We start from the raw sequence: 20424 nt of genomic DNA on the forward strand, positions 1-20424 counted from the left end.
GCCATCCCCATGTCCTACCCAGTTGAAGAGAACGAAAAATTTGCAGCGTACGCGCACCCGGAGCGCCTCGTCTCCACGGAGTGGCTGGCGGCAGCCCTCGACGGCGGCGCGCTGGACGGCGGCAAGCTCGTGGTGGTGGAGTCCGATGAAGACGTCCTCCTCTACGAAACCGGCCACATTCCCGGTGCCGTCAAGATCGACTGGCATACGGACCTGAACGACGAGGTCACCCGCGACTACGTCGACGGCAAGGCATTTGCGGCACTGGCCGCAGCCAAGGGGATCTCCCGGGACAGCACCGTGGTGATCTACGGCGACAAGTCCAACTGGTGGGCTGCCTACGCACTGTGGGTCTTCACCCTCTTTGGCCACGAGGACGTCAGGCTGCTCGACGGCGGCCGCGACAAGTGGATCGCCGAAGGCCGTGCGCTCACCACGGATGTCAGCGTCCCCTCCCCTGCCGAATACCCCGAGGTGGACCGCAACGACGCCCCCATCCGCGCATTCAAGGAGGACGTCCTTGCCCACTTCGGCAAGCCGCTGATCGACGTGCGCTCCACCGAGGAATACACGGGCCAACGCACACACATGCCTGCCTATCCCGAGGAAGGCGCCCTGCGTGGCGGCCACATCCCCACCGCCGCGTCCATCCCGTGGGCCCGTGCGGCGGCCGAGGACGGCACCTACCGCAACCGCCCGGAACTCGAGGCCCTCTACCTCGGCGAAGCCGGCCTCACCGAGGGCGACGACGTGGTGGCGTACTGCCGTATCGGCGAGCGTTCCAGCCACACCTGGTTCGCCCTGAAGTACCTGCTGGGCTTCGACACCGTACGCAACTATGACGGCTCCTGGACCGAGTGGGGCAACGCCGTGCGGGTACCCATCGCCAAGGGATCCGAGCGCGGCTCCGTTCCGGCGTAAACTGGACGTGATGAATAACCACGCCCTTCCCGCCGCGCTGGCGGAAATAGTTGACGACTTCCAGGCCCTGACCGAACCCGAGCGGCTGCAACTGCTGCTGGAATTCTCGCAGGGGCTTCCTGAACTGCCGGACCGGTTGAAGGACCATCCGGAGTTGCTGGAGCAGGTTGTCGAGTGCCAGTCGCCGCTGTTCCTGACCATTGAGACGGAAAAGCACGACGCCGGTTCGCCGGACAGCGTGCGGCTGTACTTCAAGGCGCCGGCTGAAGCACCCACCACCCGGGGATTCGCAGGTGTCCTGCACGAAGGCCTTGACGGCCTCACGGCGCCGGAGATCCTCGCAGTCCCCGATGACATGCCCGAACTCTTGGGCCTCACCCGGGCCATCACTCCCCTGCGCATGCGGGGAATGACGGCCATGCTGGGACGCATCAAGCGCAAGGTCGCCGCCTCCGCCGCAGTGCAGGCCTAGGGCCCGCCGGTCCGGGCACGGCATGGCGCGCAAACAGGCTTCCCAGGGAACGCCGGCCACAGCGGCCCTCGCTGCGGCCGGCGTTCCCTTCGTGTTGCATCCCTACACCCACGACCCCTCTGCCGCCAGCTATGGCACGGAAGCGGCCGAGTTGTTGGGGGTGGATCCTGCGAGGGTCTTCAAAACGCTCATGGTTGATGTTGACGGCAGGCTCGCGGTGGGGATAGTCCCGGTCCACGGAAACCTCGACCTGAAAGCAATCGCCGCTGCGCTGGGTGCCAAGAAGGCTGCCATGGCTGATCCGGCTACGGCGCAGCGGAGGACCGGGTATGTCCTCGGCGGCATTTCACCGCTGGGGCAGCGCCACCCCTCCCCCACCGTGCTGGACGACAGCGCCTTGGGCCAGGAGAGCATCCTGGTCTCCGGCGGCAGGCGGGGCCTCGATATCGAACTGGCCCCGGCCCACCTGGTCCGGCTCACCGGCGCCATCACCGCCCGCATCGGGACCGGCCCGAAAGCTACTCCGGAGCGTTAGCCGCAGGGCCGGAGGCACCGTGTTTCCGTGAGCGTGCGCCCGGCTTGAACCGTGGCGCCAGCTGCCGCCGCAGCCAGGCGGTGACCAGGGCCTCCCAGCGCGCCGGGTCCACGTTCCACTCCTTGGTGTGCCGGGCCCCCTGGAAGGTCTCGAAGGTGACCACCTCCGGGTTCTTCTCGGCGATGCTGGCCGAAGGCCCGTACGGCACGTATTCGTCGTCCACGCTATGCAGGATCAGGGTGGGAGTCCTGAGTTCCACGGCCCGGGAGACCCAGTCCATTGACTTCAGGTCAACGGGCGCCGCCAGCCCCGTCAGGCGCCGTCCCACGGGGTGGCCCATCATCAGCTGCCCGTAACGTCCCACAGCGGACGGGATGCGGTTAAGTTGGGCATGGTGGGCCAGCACGTTGACCCAGTCAACGACCGGCGCGTCAAGGACCATCGCGCGGATCAGGTTATGGTGCCGTGAGAGGTCCGCCGTCTGCAGGCAGATCGCGCCGCCCATGGACCAGCCGAATAACACGACGTCCTTGGCGCCGTTGGCGACGGCGTAACTGATGGCTGCTTCGACGTCGCGCCATTCAGTGGAGCCGAGGCCGTAGCGTCCGTCCGGCGCCGAGGGTGCCAGGCCGTCATTGCGGTAGGAAATCACCAGGCTGGTCATTCCGAGTTCCCGTGCCGGCCGCAGGGCGCGGAGGCATTCCTGCCGGCTCGCGCCGCGGCCGTGAACCATGATGGCCCAGACGTCGGAGCGGCCCGGGCTGCGCACCAGCCATGCCGGCGCGACGCCGCCCTCCACTTCGATGTCAACGTCCTCGGCCGGCAGCCCGATGGACGCCGCGTCCGGATGGGTGGCGCCGCTCCAGTAGCCGCGGCGGGCCTTGGCGAGATCGCCCGAATAGACGGCTTCCACCTCGCGCAGGACAGTGCGTTCCGCGGGTGAGTACGAAATGATCCTGCCGATCCGGGCGTGCCCGCGGCCGCCGTCGAAGAACAGCCCGTACGTGCCTTCGACGGTGGCGTCGTCGGTGGCGGCCAGGATGACCTGGACGCCGTCCGCGGCACGGATCACGGCCAGCACTTCCTGGTCTTCATCCCGGACCCGCACCGGTGTGATGACCCGGCGGGCGAAGTAGAGGGCGAGGGCCGACGATCCGGCGCCCAGCAGGCCCGCGGCGGCTCCTCCGGCGATGACGCCGCCAACAGCCCATTTCGCGCTGGAGGACATGCCGGCGTCGGCGGCGCCCTGGACCCTGTCCAAGGCACGGTTAAGTTTCAATGTGGTGGCCGGGCGCAGGCCCGGAAGGGATGCCATGGATCCATTCTTACTGCTGCCGGCCTCCGGACATACTCGGGCACGCCGCCGGGCGCGCCACCGGCGCCGGAGCGGCGGCAGGAGGGTCACCTGAACGCTCCGGTGACCGGGCGAAACCGGCCCGGCTGAAATTCGTGCGGGACGGTCGGCCCGGGACTAGGCTGGGGGCATGAGCGATCCAATCGTCATTCTGACAGAAGAGCCGCTGGGTGCGGACGACCGCGTAAACATCGAACGCCTGGTGGACGGGGGTGACGCGCCCCTCGTGGTGCTGGTTCCGGCCAACACGGAACGGCACCTGCTGGTGGACTTCCTTGAAAACCTGTCCCTCCTCGAGGTCGCCAAGGCCTTCCGTGAGCTGACGTCCCACGCTCCGGATCCTGCCTCCGAGCGCGCTGCCGCAGCCGAAACGCTTGCGGTGTCGCTCAACGCGCTGGCCGGGATCGGCGGCGGAGTAACGGGCGAGGTGGTGGACGGCGGCGCCGTGCAGGGCCTGGTGGCCAAGGTCAAGGAACTCGGCGCCGGCCAGGCGGTGGTCATCACCCGCCCCCACGCCATTGCCGACACCTTCCATACCGACTGGGCCAACAAGGCACAGGACCAGCTGGGGCTTCCGGTGCTGCACTTGTACGCCGGCTCGGGATTTATCGGGGACTCCTAGGCGTTGACGAAGCTATGAACATCTTTAGCAACAAGCCAAAAGTCGCGCCCGTCCACGCCCCGGAGGACGGGCCTGCCGGGGAGGCTGCCACCCCGCGGGTTGAAAAAACCGACGAGCAGTGGCGCCAGGAACTGACGCCCGAGGAGTACCGGGTACTCCGGCAGGCGGGGACCGAGCGGCCATACCCGGCGAATACTGGGATACCCACGCGGCGGGCGTGTACAAGTGCCGCGCCTGCGGTGCAGAACTGTTCACCAGCAAGGAAAAGTTTGATTCCCACTGCGGCTGGCCGTCGTTCTGGGCGCCGCTTGCCGACGGCACAGTCCGTTATATCCATGACCGCACCATGGGCATGGACCGGGTCGAGGTCCGCTGCGGAAGCTGCGACTCCCACCTCGGCCACGTGTTTGAAGGCGAAGGCTATGGCACCCCCACGGACCAGCGCTTCTGCATCAACTCCGTCTCCTTGACGCTGGTTCCAGCGGACAAGGCCGAGTAGCCTCCTCCTCTTCCAGCCGGGACTATGCCCGGGGATCTGCAGCGCAGCCCCGCCCCCGCTACGGCTGGGGCGGGTCGGCCCATCCAGTTGCACAAGTCTTTCTTATGCTCAGGCCGATTTTGCATTAGGAGATCTGTTTGCTTGCTACGCTCACGGTAGAAGCTCCAAGCAACCAGAAAGGCGATCGCCGACGATGACAACGACCGCTCTCACCGCCCCCGCCCAGCTCACCGGGAACCACCCGGAGTGGCTGCGGCTCAAGGCTGCCGCCACGGCCATCCAGGCCCTCCAGGCCCAGGATGGCTCGGTCCCCGCCGCCAGTGACCACGAGGCCGCCGCCGCGCATGTGCGCGCCATCTGCGACGCCGTGGAAGCACTGGCGCCGTCGTTCCCGCACGATGCCCGGTACCTCGAACTGCTGGTCAACGACTTCGGGCGCTGGGCCGCCGGCGGCTTCGGCGTACCTGATTTCCTGGACTCCCTGCTCGCCTTCCAGCCGCAGCAGCACCGCATCAACGGGCTGCAGCACCTGGTGGTCTTCCCCATGTACACCCAGAACGGCAGCAGCAACCGGCTGGTGGAGGCCGTCCTGATCGAGGTCATCTGGCCGGAATTCATTGCCGGCCTCGAAGAGGGCGAGTACTCCAACAAGCTCTTCGTGCCCATCCGCTTCCTCGATTTCACCCCCGGTTACAACACCAACTCGGCCGTCCTGTTCCCGGAAACCGTCGCGGTCCGGGAGACGCCGACGTTCACATGGGGCGCCATCTTCGCCGACCGGGAAGCCGCCCGCTTCCGCCGGGTCCTCGGAGCCGCGGCCGGGATCACCGGCCTGGAGCTCCCCGCTGAGGCCGCGGAGTTCCTGGAAAACCAGGAACTCACGCAGGAAACGTTTGTGATGTGGGACCTGATCCATGACCGCACCCACATGCGCGGGGACCTGCCCTTCGACCCCTTCATGATCAAACAGCGCATGCCGTACTTCCTGTACTCACTGGAGGAACTCCGCTGCGACCTGACCGCCTTCCGTGAATCCGTGAAGATCGAAAAGGACGAAGAGGCCGACCCCCAGGCACGCCGGCATGCCAAGCTGGTCCAGTACGCGGTCATCTTCGACCGCATCTTCCGCTTCGCCATCACCGGCAGCCGCGTCCGCAACTACGACGGCCTCGGCGGCCAGCTGCTCTTTGCCTGGATGCACCAGCACCGGGTCCTGCACTGGACCGACAGCAAGCTCAGCATTGACTGGGACGAAGCTGCCGACGTCGTGGTTGAACTCGGGGCGCGGATCGAGGAGCTCTACTGGCGCTCGATCGACCGGCCCAAGGCAGCCCACTGGCTGGCCGCGTACCAGCTGATCTCCGGCACCGTGACGCCCAACCCCGCGTCCGTCTGGGCCAAGGGTCCGGACGCGCTGCCGCTCGCGGGACCGCCGCGCGGCCTGACCGACCAGGTGCTCGACGACGAATTCCCGCTGTCCATGTTCTACGAGGCCCTCGAAAAGAAGATGCGGCCCGTCATCGAGTCCACGGCCGGAATCACGGGCTCGTCGGACTGCGGTGAAGACGGCACCGCCGGCGGCACTGCGGCCGGCACGGTCCGCACTGCCCTGAACGCCGGATGAGTGCCGGGCGCCCACTGAACGTGGTGGTCGCGGGCGGCAGCGGCCCGTCCGGGATCGCCACGGCCCGCGCGCTGCGCGAAGCCGGCCACAGGGTTTTCACGGTCGGCTCGGACAGTTCCCGGATCGCCGCCGCCGCCGCGGAAGCGGGCGACGGCGTCACTCCGCTCGTCTGCGACCTCGCCAGCCTCGCCGGCGTCCGGGAGCTGCATGCCGATATTGCCGGCACAGCCGGAAAAGTCGACGGCGTCATCCACCTGGTGGGTGGCTGGCGCGGCGCCAAAGGCATCACCGACCAGAGCGACGAGGACTGGGACTTCCTGGAACGGGGCGCCGTCACCACCCTGAGGAACGTGACGCGGGTGTTCTACGACGACCTGGCGGCGTCGGACGCCGGCCGTTTCGCCATGGTGACCTCCACCGCAGCCGAAACCCCGACGGCGGCCGGCGCAAGTTACGTGGCGGTGAAGGCGGCCGCTGAGGCTTGGACCCTGGCCGTTGCCGAAGGCTTCAGCCGGGAGTCGCACAGCGCTGCGGTCATCTTCGTGGTGAAAGGCCTCGTGGATGCCGCCATGCGGGAGCGCTCCCCCGGCCGCGGCTTCCCCGGCTTCACCGACGTTGCGGACCTGGCGGCTGCCGCCGTCGGACTTTTCACCACCCCCGCCACGGAACTGAACGGCCGGCGGCTGCTTCTTACCCGTTAATCGCGGACATCCCTAGACTGAAAGCGTGACCAAAGCGATGACAACCACAGTTGAAACTGCCCCTGCCGCCACCGCGGCCCGGCTCCACGACCCCGCCGTCCGGGGCTTTGCCTCCGACAACTATTCAGGCGTCCACCCGGAGGTCCTGGCGGCGCTGGCAGCGGCCAACGAGGGCCACCAGGTGTCCTACGGCGAAGATGATTACACTGCCCGCCTGCATGTGCTCATGGAGGAGCACTTTGGCCCCGGCATCGAATGCTTCCCCGTGTTCAACGGGACCGGGGCCAACGTCCTTTCGCTGCAGTCCCTGCTCCCGCGCTGGGGCGCGGTGATCTGCGCATCGACCGCGCACATCAACATGGATGAGAACGGCGCCCCGGAGCGGATCGGCGGCATCAAGCTGCTCCAGGTCCCCACCGCCGACGGCAAGCTCACGCCCGAACTGATCGACAAGGAAGCCTGGGGCTGGGGCGACGAGCACCGTGCCCAGCCGCTGGCCGTGTCCATCACCCAGACCACCGAACTCGGCACGTGCTACACCCCGGCCGAGGTGCGCGCCATCGCCGACCACGTCCATGCCAAAGGCATGAAACTCCACATGGACGGCGCCCGGCTGGCCAACGCCGCCGCCCACCTTGACGTGCCGCTCCGGACATTTACGCGCGACGCCGGCGTAGACATCCTCTCTTTCGGCGGCACCAAGAACGGGCTGTTGTTCGGCGAGGTGGTGGTGGCCCTGAACCCCGACGCCGCCCACGGCCTGGTGTACCTCCGCAAGATGAACATGCAGCTCGCCTCCAAGATGAGGTTCATGTCCGCGCAGTTCATTGCCTTGCTCGAGGGCGACCTGTGGCTGCGCTCGGCCAGGCACGCCAACGCGATGGCTTCCCGGTTGCGCGAGGCCGTTGAAGGGATCGACGGCGTGGAGCCCACGCAGAAGACGGAATCCAACGGAGTGTTCGCCATCCTGCCCGAAGGTGTTGCGGACCGGCTGAGGGAATCCTTCCGCTTCTATGACTGGAACGAAGCCGCCCGGGAAGTCCGCTGGATGTGCTCCTTTGACACGAGCGAAGAGGACGTGGATTCGTTCGTTGCAGCCATCAAGCGGGAGCTGGCGGCACGGTGAGCGGGCGCACGGGGCGGCGAGCCTGCCGGAATCGGCGCCATCCTTTGCGTAACCTGCGAATGTGAACGCACTCGCCCAGGTTCCCGCGGAGTTCCTTGCCGCATTGGGATCCCTCCGAAAAGCACGGTGCCGCAGTGAGCTGCACCTGGACGAGATCCCCGCGCCCTCACGGCTGGCGCCCTTCGCGGTGGCCCTGGGCGCGGAGGTCATCGGCCCCGTCCCTGGACCGGCCCCCGCCGCCGTGCACGGACCCGTTTCCGCCGCGCTGGTCCGGGCCTCCGGAACTGTTGACGACGACGCCGAGGAACTCGCCACGGGCCGGTTCATCCTGCTCTACGACCCTGACGGCTCGGCGGTGTGGGATGGGGAGTTCCGGATCGTCACCTACATCCGCGCCCAGCTTGAGGCGGAAATGGGCAACGATGAAATGCTGGGATCGGTTGCGTGGACCTGGCTCGTAGAGGCGCTGGAGAACCATAAAGCGCCCTATCGCGCAGCGGGCGGAACGGCCACCAGGATCCTGTCCGAGAGCTTCGGCACCCTCGCTGACCGGCCGGGTTCAATCGACATCGAACTGCGTGCGTCCTGGACGCCCGTGGGGCCGGATATCCGGTCCCACCTGGAGGCATGGTCGGACATGGTCTGCACCTTCGCCGGACTCCCTCCGTTGCCGGAGGGCGTCTCCGCGCTCCCCCGCAGGCGGCGCAACTGACCATGGCTGGCCACGGCGGGGCGCGCTCCAGCGCGATGTCGGTAAACTGAAGGCATCATGACCCCTCAAAATCCGGAACACACCACAGCCGGCGTCCCGGCTGCTGACATCACTCCCCACATCACGGTGGAAGGCTTCGACAGCCTGGTCCCCGAGGTCATTGACCTTGACGCTCCCCGTGACGGAGTGCCGCTAGTCATTGAAACCCCCGCAGGACTGGAACGCTGCGCCGCCGCCATAGCCGCCGGGACAGGCCCCGCCGGCGTGGACGCGGAACGCGCTTCGGGTTTCCGCTACGGGCAACGGGCCTTCCTGGTCCAGATCCGGCGCGAGGGCTCAGGAACATGGCTCATCGACCCGGAACCCTTCGGGGACCTGCAGATCATCAACGACGCCCTGGAAGGCGTCGAATGGATCCTGCACGCGGCCAGCCAGGACCTTCCCTGCCTGTCCGAGCTTGGCATGTGGCCGCACAAACTATTCGACACCGAACTGGCCGCGCGGCTGGCCGGGCTGCCGCGGGTGGGGCTGGCCGCCGTCATCGAGCAGCTGCTCGGATTCGGCCTCGCGAAGGAACACTCCGCCGCCGACTGGTCCACCCGCCCGCTGCCTGAACCCTGGCTCCGGTATGCGGCCCTGGACGTCGAGGTCCTCACCGAACTGCGCGAGGAACTCATCGAACTGCTCCAGACCGACGGAAAGCTCGAGTACGCCGAGCAGGAATTCGCTGCCATCCTGGCAGCCGGGCTCGCCCCGCCCCGCGTGGACCCGTGGCGCAAGACCTCCGGACTGCACCAGATCCGGGACCGCCGCCAGCTCGCCGCCGTCCGGGAACTGTGGCTGGAACGCGATTCCCTGGCCCGGAAGCGCGACGTCGCCCCCGGCCGGCTCATCCCCGACTCGTCCCTGGTGGCAGCCGCCAAGGCCATGCCCTCCACCGTTCCGCAACTGCTGGGCACCAAGGGATTCCACGGCCGGGCCGCGCAGCGCGAAGCCCCGCGCTGGCTGCGCTGCATCGCGACCGCCCGGACCATGGAGGAACTCCCGCCGCTGCACCTGCCCACCAACGCGCCTCCGCCGCCGCGCGTATGGGCGGACCGGGACCCGGCCGCTGCCGAACGGCTCGCGACAGCCAGGCCCCTGCTCCAGGACAAAGCAGACGAACTGAACCTTCCGGTCGAAAACCTCCTCACCCCCGATTTCCTCCGCCGGGTGGCATGGCGTCCGCCCGCGGAGCTCAGCGAAGAAGCGATCGGCGAAGAACTCAGCGAACTCGGCGCCCGGCCGTGGCAGATCGAGCTGACGGCGCCACTGATCACCGCGGCGTTCCTCAATCCGCAGCCGTTGCCTCCCAAGGAGCCGAAGGAGCCCAGGGCAACAACAGAGACTTAGGCTTCCCGACCTTCGCTGCCAGCCGGATCGCCAAGCCTGGCCCGGAGGGCACTCCGTGGCGGACCACAACAGTCCGCCAGGGACCTTGCCAGCTAAGTTACTCACGAGTAACATTGAGATCAATGCCGCCCGGATTGCCGCTGCCACTGGCGCGCGTCCGGCACCAATGTCTCGATGAGGAGTATCACGTGAGCCAGCCCCGCCACAGCGGAGAACACAGCAGCGGAAAACCCAGCAGCGGACGGAACAGGACCGTCCGCGACGTCGTTTTTGTGGACGGTGTCCGCACCCCGTTCGGCCGCGCAGGCGAGAAGGGCATCTACGCCGGAACACGCGCCGATGACCTCGTGGTCAAGTGCATCCGCGAACTGATGCGCCGCAACCCCTCGCTCCCCGCGGACCGCATTGACGAGGTGGCTGTTGCCGCCACCACCCAGACCGGCGACCAGGGCCTCACCATCGGCCGCACTGCCGCCCTGCTGGCCGGGCTGCCCCGCACCGTCCCGGGCTTCGCCGTGGACCGCATGTGCGCCGGCGCCATGACCGCCGTGACCACCACCGCCAGCGGCATTGCCTTCGGGGCCTACGACGTGGTCATCGCCGGCGGAGTGGAACACATGGGCAACCACCCGATGGGCGAGGGCGCCGATCCCAATCCCCGGTTCATGTCCGAACGGCTGGTGGACCCCGCGGCACTGAACATGGGAAACACCGCCGAGAACCTGCACGACCGGTTCCCGTCCATCACCAAGGACCGCACCGACGCCTACGCCGTGGCGTCCCAGGACAAGCTGGCAGCAGCCTACGGGAAGGGCCAGATCCAGCCGGACCTGGTGCCGGTGGCCACCATGAAGCCGGGTCAGGGCTGGACGCTCAACACCGTTGACGAACCGCCCCGCCCCGGCACTTCCCTCGAGGACCTCGCTGCGCTCCGCACACCCTTCCGGCCCCATGGCCGGGTAACCGCCGGCAACGCCGCAGGGCTGAACGACGGAGCGACGGCGGCCCTTCTCGCTTCGTCGGAGGCCGCCGCGGAACTTGGGCTGCCGGTGAAGATGCGCCTGGTCAGCTACGCCTTTGCCGGCGTGGAGCCCGAGGTCATGGGCATCGGCCCGGTCCCCGCAACGGAAAAGGCGCTGAAGAACGCCGGACTCGGCATCGAGGACATCGGGCTGTTCGAAATCAATGAGGCCTTCGCCGTCCAGGTGTTGAGCTTCCTGGACCACTTCGGCATTTCCGACGACGATCCCCGCGTCAACCGGTACGGCGGCGCCATTGCAGTCGGGCATCCGCTGGCCTCGTCCGGCGTACGGCTGATGAACCAGCTGGCCCGTCAGTTCCAGGAAGACCCGTCAGTACGGTACGGCATGACCACCATGTGCATCGGCCTGGGCATGGGGGCCACGGTCATCTGGGAAAACCCGCATCACTCGGAATACACAGGCTACAGCGGCGCCGTGTTCCCAACGGACAACTCCTCCGCCGAAACTGACACTGCCAGCACCAAAACTGAAGGAGCCGCAGCATGAGCGCCGCAGATTTCCGCAAGCTTGCCGATCTCTTCCCCGACGAGACGGTCACGCATTCGTACGTCCAGGACATCGCGCTGCCCGGAGCCGCAGGCAAGCCGAGCCCGGGTACCTTCGCGCTGATCACCCTGGACAACGGCCTGGATCACTCCAAGCCCACCACCCTGGGTCCGAACACCCTGGTGGAGCTGGGCACAGTCCTTGAGGGGCTCAAGGAGCGTGCCGCCCGCGGCGAGATCGTGGGCGTCGGCGTGACGGGCAAGCCCTACTTCCTGGTGGCGGGCGCGGACCTTTCCGCCGTCAAGTCCCTCAACAACCGGGACCACGGCCTCTGGATGGCGCAGCTCGGCCACGACGTGTACGCCACCCTGGCCAACCTGGGAGTGCCCAGCTTCGCGTTCATCAACGGCGTGGCCCTGGGCGGCGGCTTGGAGATCGCCCTGCAGTCCACGTACCGCACGGTTTCCAGCGGGGCCGGTGCACTGGCGCTTCCCGAAGCCTTCATCGGCCTTGTGCCCGGCTGGGGCGGCGTGTACATCCTGCCGCGGCTGATCGGACCCGAGAACGCCGTCAAGGTGATGATCGAGAATCCGCTCAGCAACAACCGGACGCTTACGGGTCCGCAGGCCTTCGGCCTGGGAATTGCCGACGCCATGTTTGAACCGGCCGACTTCGTGGAACAGTCCCTCGCGTGGGCCGCAAGCGTCATCTCCGGCGAGACGGCCCCGGAACGCCGCAACGCCGTCGACCCGGCGGACCCGGCGGTGGCCGAACGCTGGGCAGAGGCCGTAGCCGCCGGGCGGGCCTTCGTGGAGGCCAGGACGTCAAATGCCTCCCCCGCCCCGGCCAAGGTCCTGGACATCATGGAGGCCAACCGGACCATGACCCAGCCGGAGTCCGCGGCGCTCGAGTGCGGGACGCTGGCCGGCCTCATGCAGACCGACGAGTTCCGCTCCACGGTGTACGCGTTCCTGGACCTCGTGCAGAAGCGCTCCAAGCGTCCGGCAGGCGCACCGGACCGCAAGCTGGCCCGGCCGGTCACCAAGGTCGGCGTGGTCGGCGCCGGCCTGATGGCCAGCCAGCTGGCCTTGTTGTTCGCCCGGCAGCTCAAGGTGCCGGTTGTGATGACAGACATCGACCAGGCCCGCGTGGACAAGGGCGTGGCCTACGTCCACGCCGAAGTGGACAAGATGCTGGCGAAGAAACGGATCAGCGCCGACGCCGCCAACCGGACCAAGGCGCTGGTGACCGGCTCGGTTTCCAAGGACGTGTTTGCTGACGCGGACTTCGTCATCGAAGCCGTGTTCGAGGAGCTGAACGTCAAGAAGCAGGTGTTCGCCGAGGTGGAGGCGATCGTCTCCCCCGAATGCATCCTGGCCACGAACACGTCCTCGCTGTCCGTGACTGCCATGGCTGAGGACCTGGCACACCCCGAACGCCTGGTGGGCTTCCACTTCTTTAACCCGGTGGCCGTGATGCCGCTGCTGGAAATTGTCCGGGCACCGAGGACCGACGACGCCGTGCTGGCCACCGCGTTCGAGCTCGCCAGGGGTTTGAAGAAGACTGCGGTCCTGGTCAAGGATGCGGCCGCCTTTGTGGTCAACCGCATCCTGCTGCGCCTGATGGGCGAAGTGACCGCCGCGTTCGATGAGGGAACTCCGGCCGACGTGGCGGACAACGCGCTGCGGCCCATGGGACTGCCCATGACGCCGTTCACGCTCGGCGCGATGGTGGGGCTGCCCGTGGCGCAGCATGTCCAGGAATCCCTGCACGCCGCGTTCGGGGACCGGTTCACCGTTTCGCAAAACCTGCAGAAGCTGATCGATAACGGCATCAAGTCCCTCTGGGCTGTGCAGAACGGGACGCCGGAGAAGGGCCCTGACGGCAAGCCGTTCATTCCGGCGGACACCCTGGCGCTGCTCTCCTTTGGTACATCACCGTCCACGGCCGAGGAGGTGCTGCGCCGCACGCAGGACGCGCTGGCTGAGGAGATCGGGCTCATGCTGGACGAGGGCGTGGTGGCCGGACCGGAGGACATCGACCTGTGCATGATCCTCGGCGCCGGCTGGCCGATGTTCCTGGGCGGCATCACGCCGTACCTGGACCGCGTGGGAGCCTCCGAACGGGTCAACGGCAAGAAGTTCCTGGCACCGGGAGTAGCCTCCGCGGTGGTTCCCGCCTAGGTGTACTGGGCCATCAGGTTGGTGACACCCGGGTGATGGGTGTGGTTCCGATGCCGGTGTGGATTCGTTCAGTGTTGTAGTGCTGGAGCCAGGGCGCAAGTGCGGCTTGGCGGTGGTTGCTGCTGGTGAAGATCTGCCGGTAGGCCCATTCGGTTTGCAGGGTCCGGTTGAAGCGTTCGGCTTTGCCGTTGGTCCAGGGGCAGTGGGGCTTGATGAAGCGCTGGACTGCTCCGAGGTCCGTAACGGCCTGATGGAAAGCAGCGGAGTTGCGGTAGGCGAAGGCGTTGTCGGTGATGACGCGTTCGATCCGGTGGATGCCGTGGCGGGCGAAGTAGCTTGCGGCGCGGGTCAGGAACCCGGCCGCGGTGGCACCCTTCTCGTCGGGGAGGACTTCGGCGTAGCCGATGCGGCTATGGTCATCGATCGCGACGTGGACGTAGTCGTAGCCGATCCGGCGTCCCTTGACCTGCTCCGAGCGGCCGTGGGCACGCCAGCCGCCGCCATCCGGGATGCGTCCGAGTTTCTTGACGTCCAGATGGACCAGTTCCCCCGGCTGTGCCCGTTCATACCGGTTGAGCGTTGTCCTGGCTGCGCGGATCGGCGTGCCGGTCAGCGGATCGCAGTCCGCCAGCCGGGGAACACCATGGCGGTGCAGGATCCGGGACACCGTCCGGGACGGAACGCCCGTGAGTGCAGCGATCCGAAGGGGTCCGAACCTCACGGACCGCCGGGCGTCCAGGACGGCTTGTTCACGTTCGGAACTCGTCCGGGCCGGGGACGACTTCGGCCGGCTTGAGCGGTCCTCCAGACCGGACGCCCCGTCGGTGCGGAAACGTCTGATCCACCGGTACGCGGTCTGCCGGGAAACGCCCAGCTCCGCAGCGATATGGGCGATCGGGCGGCCTGCGGCCACGCGGTCAACGATCAGGCGTCTTCCATGAACTGTCAGACGGGCATTAACGTGGGACACGAGGACCTCCGAGCGCAAAGTGTGTGAACTAGACAGCTCCACTTAGCCCGGAGGTCCTCCTCGTTTTCAAGCCCTACATGTCAACAACGTCCCGGCTCAGTACACCTAGGGCCACACCCGGCCGCACCCTGCACGGGCGCACCCTGCCCGGCCGGAAACCGGCGCCGCCGCCTGCACCGTCAACCGGTGCGCGCGGCGGCGCTTCCGTTTCCTGGACCAGGTAGCGGTCAGCCTTCCCGGAGCATGCCGTCCCGCAGCTCGAGCACGCGGTGGGCCCTGGCCCGGGCGTAGGTGAGATCGTGGGTGACCATGACGACGGCGGCGCCCCGCTCCGCTGCGGCACCCATGGCGTCGTCCAGGCGTTCCAGGCCGTGGCGGTCCAGCCCCACGGTGGGTTCGTCCAGGGCGATGAGCTGCGGTTCGCGTGCCAGGACCGTGGCGAGGGCCAGGAGCCGCTGCAGCGACGCCGGAAGCTCCTGCGGATGCGTGTCCACCCGGTCTCCGAGACCGACCGCGTCCAGGGCCGCCCCCGCCCTCACGGCCGGGTCGGTCCCGAACCTCCGGTCCAGGCCGAATAGCACTTCGCGCAGGGCGGTCCGCTCGAAAAGCTGGTCCCGGGGGTGCTGGAAGAGCAGGCCCACCCTCTCAGCAATGCGTCCGGTGGGAACGCCGGCGATGTCAGCGCCGTGAATCCGGACGGACCCGCGATCCGGGCGGAGCAGGCCGTTGAAATGCCGGAGCAGGGTGGACTTGCCTGCCCCGTTCGGGCCGGTCACGGCCACGACCTCTCCCGCCCGCACCGTGAGGCTGAGGTCGCCAAACACCGCCGGCCCCGTCCTGCCGCGTCCGGCCGGATACCCGAAGCTGATCCGCTCCAGCTCCAGGACTGTTTCCGCAGCGGCAACTCCCGCCCGGCGTTGAAGGCCGGGACCACCGCCCGTCCGGGCGGGAAGCACGACGCCGGTGCGCAGCAGCACGGGGCTGCCCGCCAGTTCGGCGGGGGTGCCCCGTGCGGTGACCGTTCCGCCGTCGAGCACCAGCCAGCGGGTGGCCGAGAGGGTCAGCTCATCGGCGGCCTGGCTCAGGATAATGACCGCGGTGCCGGAGTCCAGGAGACGGTCGACCAGCGCCCGGACCGACGCGGCGCCGGCGGCATCCAGCGAGCCAAGCGGCTCATCGAGCACCAGCAGGCCGGGTCGCGTTATGGCGGAACAGGCCACGGTCAGGCGCCGCAGTTCACCGCCGGAGAGGGTGGCGGGGTCGCGTTCCAGCAGGGCCGTCAGGCCCGCCGCCTCGGCCGCATGCGCCACCTCCGTCCGCATCAAGTGCCGTTCCATGCCCCGGTTCTCCAGGCCGAACGCCAGTTCCTCGGCCACCGTCGACGCCACAGTGGACAGGAGCGACGCCGCATCCTGGGGAACGAAGCCCACATGCTCCGACCAGAGGGCGGGATTGATCCGGGGGTCGTCCGGAGCGCCACGGAACACAAGGGGTGCGCTGCCCTCCGGCGGCGCCCCGCCGGACGCAGCGGGCAGGTGCAGGCTGCCCGTGAACCTGCCGCTGTGCCCGCCGAACGACCATCCGGCCAGCAGCCTGCCGAGGGTGGACTTACCACTGCCGGAACCACCGAGCACTGCGGTCAGCGTGCCTGGCGCCGCGGCCACGTCGACGTCTTGGAGGGCAGCGGTGTCCTCCCCGTGGTAGGTGAAGGCCTCAATCCTGGCCTCCAGCACAGTTGCACTCCTCATGCAGGCAACCCTTCGGGCCACTGCCCCGAGATCCGCAGCGCCACAGCGGCTGCTGCAAGCAGCAGGGCAACGGCCCGGAATATGCGCTGGGCCGCACTGTCCGTCACGTCCCGGTAGCTGGTGCGGGTCCTGGCGCCGCTAAAGCCGCGGGAGTCCAGGGCCTGGGCCCGCTCACCGGCATCCTGGATGAGCGAGAGCACCAGCGGAAGCATCTGCAGCCGTGCGGCCGCCAGCCGTGCCAGCGGTCCGCCGCCGAGCACCAGTCCCCGGGATTCCTGGGCATGCCGGATCCGCGCCAGCCGGCCGGTGATGGCCGGGGCAAGGGTCAGGGTGGACGCCAGGACATAGCCGAACTGCGGAGGCACGCGCCGCGCTGACATGGCCGCCACCAGGTCCGGCACACGGACCGTGAACGAAAAGAGCAGGAAAACCAGGACGTAGGCGGCAGTCCGGGACCCCATGTCCAGCGCGAAACCAAGACCCTCCGCCGTGATCCTGGCCGCACCCCACTGTGCCAGGACCGTCCTGCCCTCGGGAAAGAACAGCCCGTGCATGATCAGCAGCGACAGCCAGAAGGGCGCCAGGATCACGGCGGCGGCCCGCACCATCCGTCCGGCCACCCCCGCCCGCACTGCCAGCACCGCGCACCCGAGCGCAACGGCGAAGGACACGGCCCAGCTGGACACCGCCGTCGTCACCGCCGCTGTGGCTACAGCCGCAGCCAGCGCGGTCAGGGGGTTCAGGGCGGACGGCATGTTCAGGCGGGCAGGCACGGAATCAGGCGTCCGGCGTTTCCTGCTTCTTGCCGGCGAGCACGTTGTAGCGCCGCACGAAGGCGAACTGCAGCGTGGTCCGGCGCGGCAGGGCGTAGACCAGCATGGCGACAATGGCGAAGACTATGGCCTTGTCCATGGGGTCCGAAATGAGTGCCTGCTTGGTGATGGCGGCCAGGAGGGTATCGCCCATGGCCCGGAAGGCCCCGACGATTGCGCCGGTACCGATGCCGGACGTGCCGCCGAAAACGAAGGCCGCAATCGGAGCGGAGACGACGCCGGCCAGGATGCCCGTGACGAAACCCGCCACCGGGGCCAGGTAGAAGCGGCGGAACAGTCCGGAACGCGCAGCCAGGCCCGCGAGGAAACCGATGAGGGCCGCCCCGGCTGCGAAGGGCAGCACCGTGGGGTTGATGAAGGACCAGACGACGCTGCTGAGGGCGCCCGTAGCCGCCCCGGCCGCCGGACCCGCAAGAACGGCGATGAGTACGGTGCCGATCGCGTCAAAGTAGAACGGCAGGCCGGTGGAACCCATGATCTGCCCGAGCGCGATATTCAGGACGAGGGCCACCGGAATCAGCACCAGCGTGGACGTGGGAAGGGTCGGCAGCACGCCGACGATCAGGAGGATGGCTCCCAGCAGGAACCCGCCCAGCGCCACCAGGGTGGAACCGCTCGCCAGCCCGTTGGTGATGTCGGCCGGCTGCGTGAGGACGAGGAAAACGAAAGTGGCTGCAATGGACACAGCGCCGAGGACTTCGAGCAGGCGACGGTTGCGGACCGCCGCCTGTCCAGGGGCGGCAAGGGTCCGGGATTGCTGTGACATGGCTGTTCCTTTTGGCTGTGGCTGCGGGCTGTGTTCGGCGGGACGCGTCCTGCCGGCTGTGTCCGGCGGGCTGTATTAAGCGGGACGCGGGTATCCGGATCGGCAAACACGCGCCTATGTCACCTCGGCGCAGCTACCATCTTAGGCCAGCCGGCCGGCCAGTGCCCCCACCGAACCGATCAGCTCATCGAAGCACTGTTCCGGGTTATTTGACGTGACGATACGGGCGTTTGGCGGCACGCCCCACAGCCCGCGGTAATCGGCCACGGTAGTGCCCATCAGCAGCGGGGACCGGGTTTCGACATCCACCGTTGCCAGTGCCGTGGCCACGTCGGTGCGCCCCACGGCCACGCAGGCAGCGAAGGCGTCGTGCACATGGGCCACGAAGCCCTGGTCGTGGAGCCGGTGGAATTCCATGTAGAAGCGGATGGCATCGGACAGGCACGCCACCAGCTTGTTGCCGGACTGGCTTCGGAGGCCCTCAGGCTGCTCCGGCAGCACACGTTCCGGCCCGGTGCCCGCCGCTTCGGCCAGCCGCTGCAGGTGTTCGGGCCGCATCTCAATCAGCTCGGTGGTCTCCAGCGCGCACACAACCGGCAGCTTGTCCTCCGGGAGGCCCCGGTAGGCGGCAAACACTTCCTTCGCTGCATGCGGGTCAACCGAGACGTTCCATTCCGCCGTCGGGGTGGTATTGCCCTGGTAGTAGAAACAGCCGCCCATGATCACCAGCCCCTTGAGCATGCGGGGCAGCTCCGGTTCCCGGCGAAGGGCGAGGGCGAAGTTGGTCAGCGGGCCGGTGACGAGGCCGGTGATCTCGCCTGGGTGCTTCCGCACCTCGTCCACCCATACATCCACGGCATGCCGCGCGGAGATCTGTTGCGCGGGCAGCGGCAGCCCGGCGTAGCCGATCCCCTGCGGCCCGTGGGTTTCCTCCGTGGTTACCAGGGGGATCTCCAGCGGCACCTCTGCTCCGACGGCCACCTCGATTCCCGGTTTACCGCACAGCTCCAGGAGGGCCAGGTTGTTCAGCGCAACCTGCCGCGCACCCACATTTCCGGCCGTGCAAGTGATGGCCTGCACCCGCACATCGGGGCGGGACAGGAGGTACACCAGGGCCAGGGCGTCGTCGATCCCGGTGTCAACGTCCATCAGGACCGAATCCATCAGAAGAGTGCCACCTTGGGCGTGCGGGGGAAGATCGCGTCCAGCTCGGCACGTTCGTCAGCACTGGGCACCCAGGCCGCAGCAGCGGCGTTTTCGCGGACCTGTTCGGGCCTGGTGGCGCCGGCAATCACGCTGCTGACGGACGGCTGGGCCGCCAGCCAGGAGAATGCCACCTGGATCTCGCTGAGGCCGCGCTCCGCGGCGAAGGCACTGAACTTGTCCAGCTGGTCCCAGTCGGCGTCGTTCACCAGGTTGGTCCGGGTGTGGCTGAGGCGCGAGCCCTCCGGCGCCTTGCCAGGCGCGTACTTGCCGGTCAGCAGGCCGTTGGCCAGCGGGAAGTACGGCAGCACGCCCAGGCCGTAGGCTTCGGCGGCGGGTGTGACTTCGAGCTCGGCGCGCCGGTCCAGCAGGTTGTAGTGGTTCTGGGTGGAGATAAAGCGCGCCCCTCCGCGGGCACGGGCTACGAATTCAGCCTCGGCAATCTGCCAGCCGAACCGGTTGGAGTGGCCGAGATAGCGGACCTTACCGCTGGTCACGAGATCATCCAGGGCGGCAAGGGTCTCGTCGATGGGGGTCAACGGATCCGGAGTGTGGAACTGGTAGAGGTCGATCCAGTCCGTCCCGAGCCGCCGCAGGGAGGCCTCGGCGGCCTGGACAATGTAGCGGCGTGATCCGCGGGCGCCGAAGTCGTTGCCGTTGGCTCCGCGCATGTCCATGCCGAACTTCGTGGCAACGATTGCATCCCCGCGCCGGCCGCCAAGGGCCCTGCCCAGCATGGTTTCGCTGAGTCCGGGCTCCCGCCCGTAGGTGTCCGCGACGTCAAAAAGCGTAATGCCCGCGTCCAGGGCGGCATGCACGACGGCGTCGGTCCCCTCCTGCGACTCCGTCACCGTGTTGGCCCGGCCGAGGTTGTTGCAGCCGAGTCCCACGACGGAGACGGTCAATCCGGAATTTCCCACACGGCGGTATTCAGTCATGAATTCAGCCTATAACGGCCGCGCCGACGGTCCGGACGCCGGCCTCCGGAGCGCCTGTCAGGTAGCGGGGAACTCGAGTCCGTGCTCGTCCATGGCATCCTCGAGCTGGGCCATGGTTTTGACGCCCATTCCGTGCAACTTCGAGAGTTCCCGCCTTCCGAACTGGACAACCTGTTCCAAGGTTTCCAGTCCTGCGTGGGCCATGGCCCGGCGGGCAGGCGCGCCGATTCCGTGGGGAATCGGGGTGTGGCCTGGTTGAACGGATTTACGCGTCATAGCGGATGCCTCCCAGAAAG

Annotated in this window: 19 protein-coding genes and 1 pseudogene; 12 read left to right on the forward strand and 8 right to left on the reverse strand. The window is 67.9% G+C overall.

Annotation, left to right across the window (positions count from 1 at the left end; translation table 11 throughout):
- The first annotated feature begins 9 nt into the window (after positions 1-9).
- Genes RW112_RS12270 through ybaK form a run of 3 tightly spaced genes read left to right on the forward strand, consistent with a single transcriptional unit; the run spans position 10 to position 1928 of the window.
- The gene (locus RW112_RS12270; protein WP_317781996.1) at positions 10-921 is read left to right on the forward strand and encodes a sulfurtransferase; all 912 of its coding nucleotides are present in this window, start codon (positions 10-12) and stop codon (positions 919-921) included.
- A 10-nt stretch (positions 922-931) separates the two neighbouring features.
- Positions 932-1393: a SufE family protein gene (locus RW112_RS12275; RefSeq protein WP_317781998.1), complete on the forward strand. Its 462-nt coding sequence runs from the start codon at positions 932-934 to the stop codon at positions 1391-1393.
- A 22-nt stretch (positions 1394-1415) separates the two neighbouring features.
- Positions 1416-1928 carry a Cys-tRNA(Pro) deacylase gene (ybaK, locus tag RW112_RS12280; RefSeq protein WP_317782000.1) on the forward strand — a complete coding sequence of 171 codons (513 nt, stop codon included), beginning with the start codon at positions 1416-1418 and terminating at the stop codon, positions 1926-1928.
- Here the strand turns inward: ybaK and RW112_RS12285 are convergent.
- Positions 1912-3156: an alpha/beta hydrolase family protein gene (locus tag RW112_RS12285; protein WP_317782193.1), complete on the reverse strand. Its 1245-nt coding sequence runs from the start codon at positions 3154-3156 to the stop codon at positions 1912-1914. The genes ybaK and RW112_RS12285 overlap by 17 nt on opposite strands.
- Positions 3157-3412: 256 nt before the next feature.
- Here RW112_RS12285 and RW112_RS12290 point away from each other — a divergent pair, with 256 nt between their 5' ends.
- The 9 genes and pseudogenes from RW112_RS12290 (at position 3413) to RW112_RS12330 (ending at position 13670) form a co-directional block, all read left to right on the forward strand.
- Positions 3413-3904, forward strand: a complete 492-nt coding sequence (locus RW112_RS12290; protein WP_317782002.1) for a hypothetical protein — start codon at positions 3413-3415, stop codon at positions 3902-3904.
- 14 nt (positions 3905-3918) lie between these two features.
- Positions 3919-4403, forward strand: a pseudogene (gene msrB, locus RW112_RS12295) (peptide-methionine (R)-S-oxide reductase MsrB).
- A gap of 193 nt (positions 4404-4596) precedes the next feature.
- Positions 4597-6027: a DUF6421 family protein gene (locus tag RW112_RS12300; RefSeq protein ID WP_317782003.1), complete on the forward strand. Its 1431-nt coding sequence runs from the start codon at positions 4597-4599 to the stop codon at positions 6025-6027.
- Positions 6024-6728: an SDR family oxidoreductase gene (locus RW112_RS12305; protein ID WP_317782004.1), complete on the forward strand. Its 705-nt coding sequence runs from the start codon at positions 6024-6026 to the stop codon at positions 6726-6728. Before RW112_RS12300 ends, RW112_RS12305 begins: the two co-directional genes overlap by 4 nt.
- 37 nt (positions 6729-6765) lie before the next feature.
- The gene (locus tag RW112_RS12310) at positions 6766-7854 is read left to right on the forward strand and encodes a low specificity L-threonine aldolase (protein WP_317782194.1); all 1089 of its coding nucleotides are present in this window, start codon (positions 6766-6768) and stop codon (positions 7852-7854) included.
- A gap of 61 nt (positions 7855-7915) precedes the next feature.
- On the forward strand, positions 7916-8566 hold the full coding sequence (locus tag RW112_RS12315; protein ID WP_317782006.1) for a DUF3000 domain-containing protein: 651 nt from the start codon (positions 7916-7918) through the stop codon (positions 8564-8566).
- Positions 8567-8623: 57 nt separating this feature from the next.
- Complete coding sequence (locus RW112_RS12320; protein WP_317782007.1) at positions 8624-9958, forward strand: HRDC domain-containing protein; 1335 nt, start codon at positions 8624-8626, stop codon at positions 9956-9958.
- A gap of 188 nt (positions 9959-10146) precedes the next feature.
- Positions 10147-11487, forward strand: a complete 1341-nt coding sequence (locus RW112_RS12325) for a thiolase family protein (protein WP_411709896.1) — start codon at positions 10147-10149, stop codon at positions 11485-11487.
- Complete coding sequence (locus RW112_RS12330) at positions 11484-13670, forward strand: 3-hydroxyacyl-CoA dehydrogenase NAD-binding domain-containing protein (RefSeq protein WP_317782008.1); 2187 nt, start codon at positions 11484-11486, stop codon at positions 13668-13670. Before RW112_RS12325 ends, RW112_RS12330 begins: the two co-directional genes overlap by 4 nt.
- Before the next feature lie 13 nt (positions 13671-13683).
- On the opposite strand, the gene RW112_RS12335 is transcribed toward RW112_RS12330, so the two are convergent.
- From RW112_RS12335 to RW112_RS12365, 7 genes are all read right to left on the reverse strand, one after another.
- A complete protein-coding gene (locus RW112_RS12335; RefSeq protein WP_317782010.1) occupies positions 13684-14640 on the reverse strand; it encodes an IS481 family transposase in 957 nt (318 codons plus the stop codon).
- A gap of 227 nt (positions 14641-14867) precedes the next feature.
- Entirely contained in the window at positions 14868-16388 is a 1521-nt protein-coding gene (locus RW112_RS12340; protein ID WP_317782012.1) for an ABC transporter ATP-binding protein, read from the reverse strand.
- Positions 16385-17161 carry an energy-coupling factor transporter transmembrane component T gene (locus RW112_RS12345; RefSeq protein WP_317782014.1) on the reverse strand — a complete coding sequence of 259 codons (777 nt, stop codon included), beginning with the start codon at positions 17159-17161 and terminating at the stop codon, positions 16385-16387. Before RW112_RS12345 ends, RW112_RS12340 begins: the two co-directional genes overlap by 4 nt.
- A gap of 4 nt (positions 17162-17165) precedes the next feature.
- Positions 17166-17987 (reverse strand): ECF transporter S component, encoded by an 822-nt coding sequence (locus RW112_RS12350; RefSeq protein ID WP_317782016.1) that lies wholly within the window; start codon positions 17985-17987, stop codon positions 17166-17168.
- Positions 17988-18128: 141 nt separating this feature from the next.
- Positions 18129-19151 (reverse strand): nucleoside hydrolase, encoded by a 1023-nt coding sequence (locus tag RW112_RS12355; protein ID WP_317782018.1) that lies wholly within the window; start codon positions 19149-19151, stop codon positions 18129-18131.
- Positions 19151-20128 carry an aldo/keto reductase gene (locus tag RW112_RS12360; protein ID WP_317782020.1) on the reverse strand — a complete coding sequence of 326 codons (978 nt, stop codon included), beginning with the start codon at positions 20126-20128 and terminating at the stop codon, positions 19151-19153. Before RW112_RS12360 ends, RW112_RS12355 begins: the two co-directional genes overlap by 1 nt.
- A 57-nt stretch (positions 20129-20185) precedes the next feature.
- The gene (locus RW112_RS12365) at positions 20186-20404 is read right to left on the reverse strand and encodes a hypothetical protein (protein WP_305940579.1); all 219 of its coding nucleotides are present in this window, start codon (positions 20402-20404) and stop codon (positions 20186-20188) included.
- Positions 20405-20424: the final 20 nt, after the last annotated feature.

Origin of the sequence: Arthrobacter sp. B10-11, assembly GCF_033142195.1 — a bacterium.
Lineage (GTDB): Bacteria > Actinomycetota > Actinomycetes > Actinomycetales > Micrococcaceae > Arthrobacter > Arthrobacter oryzae_C.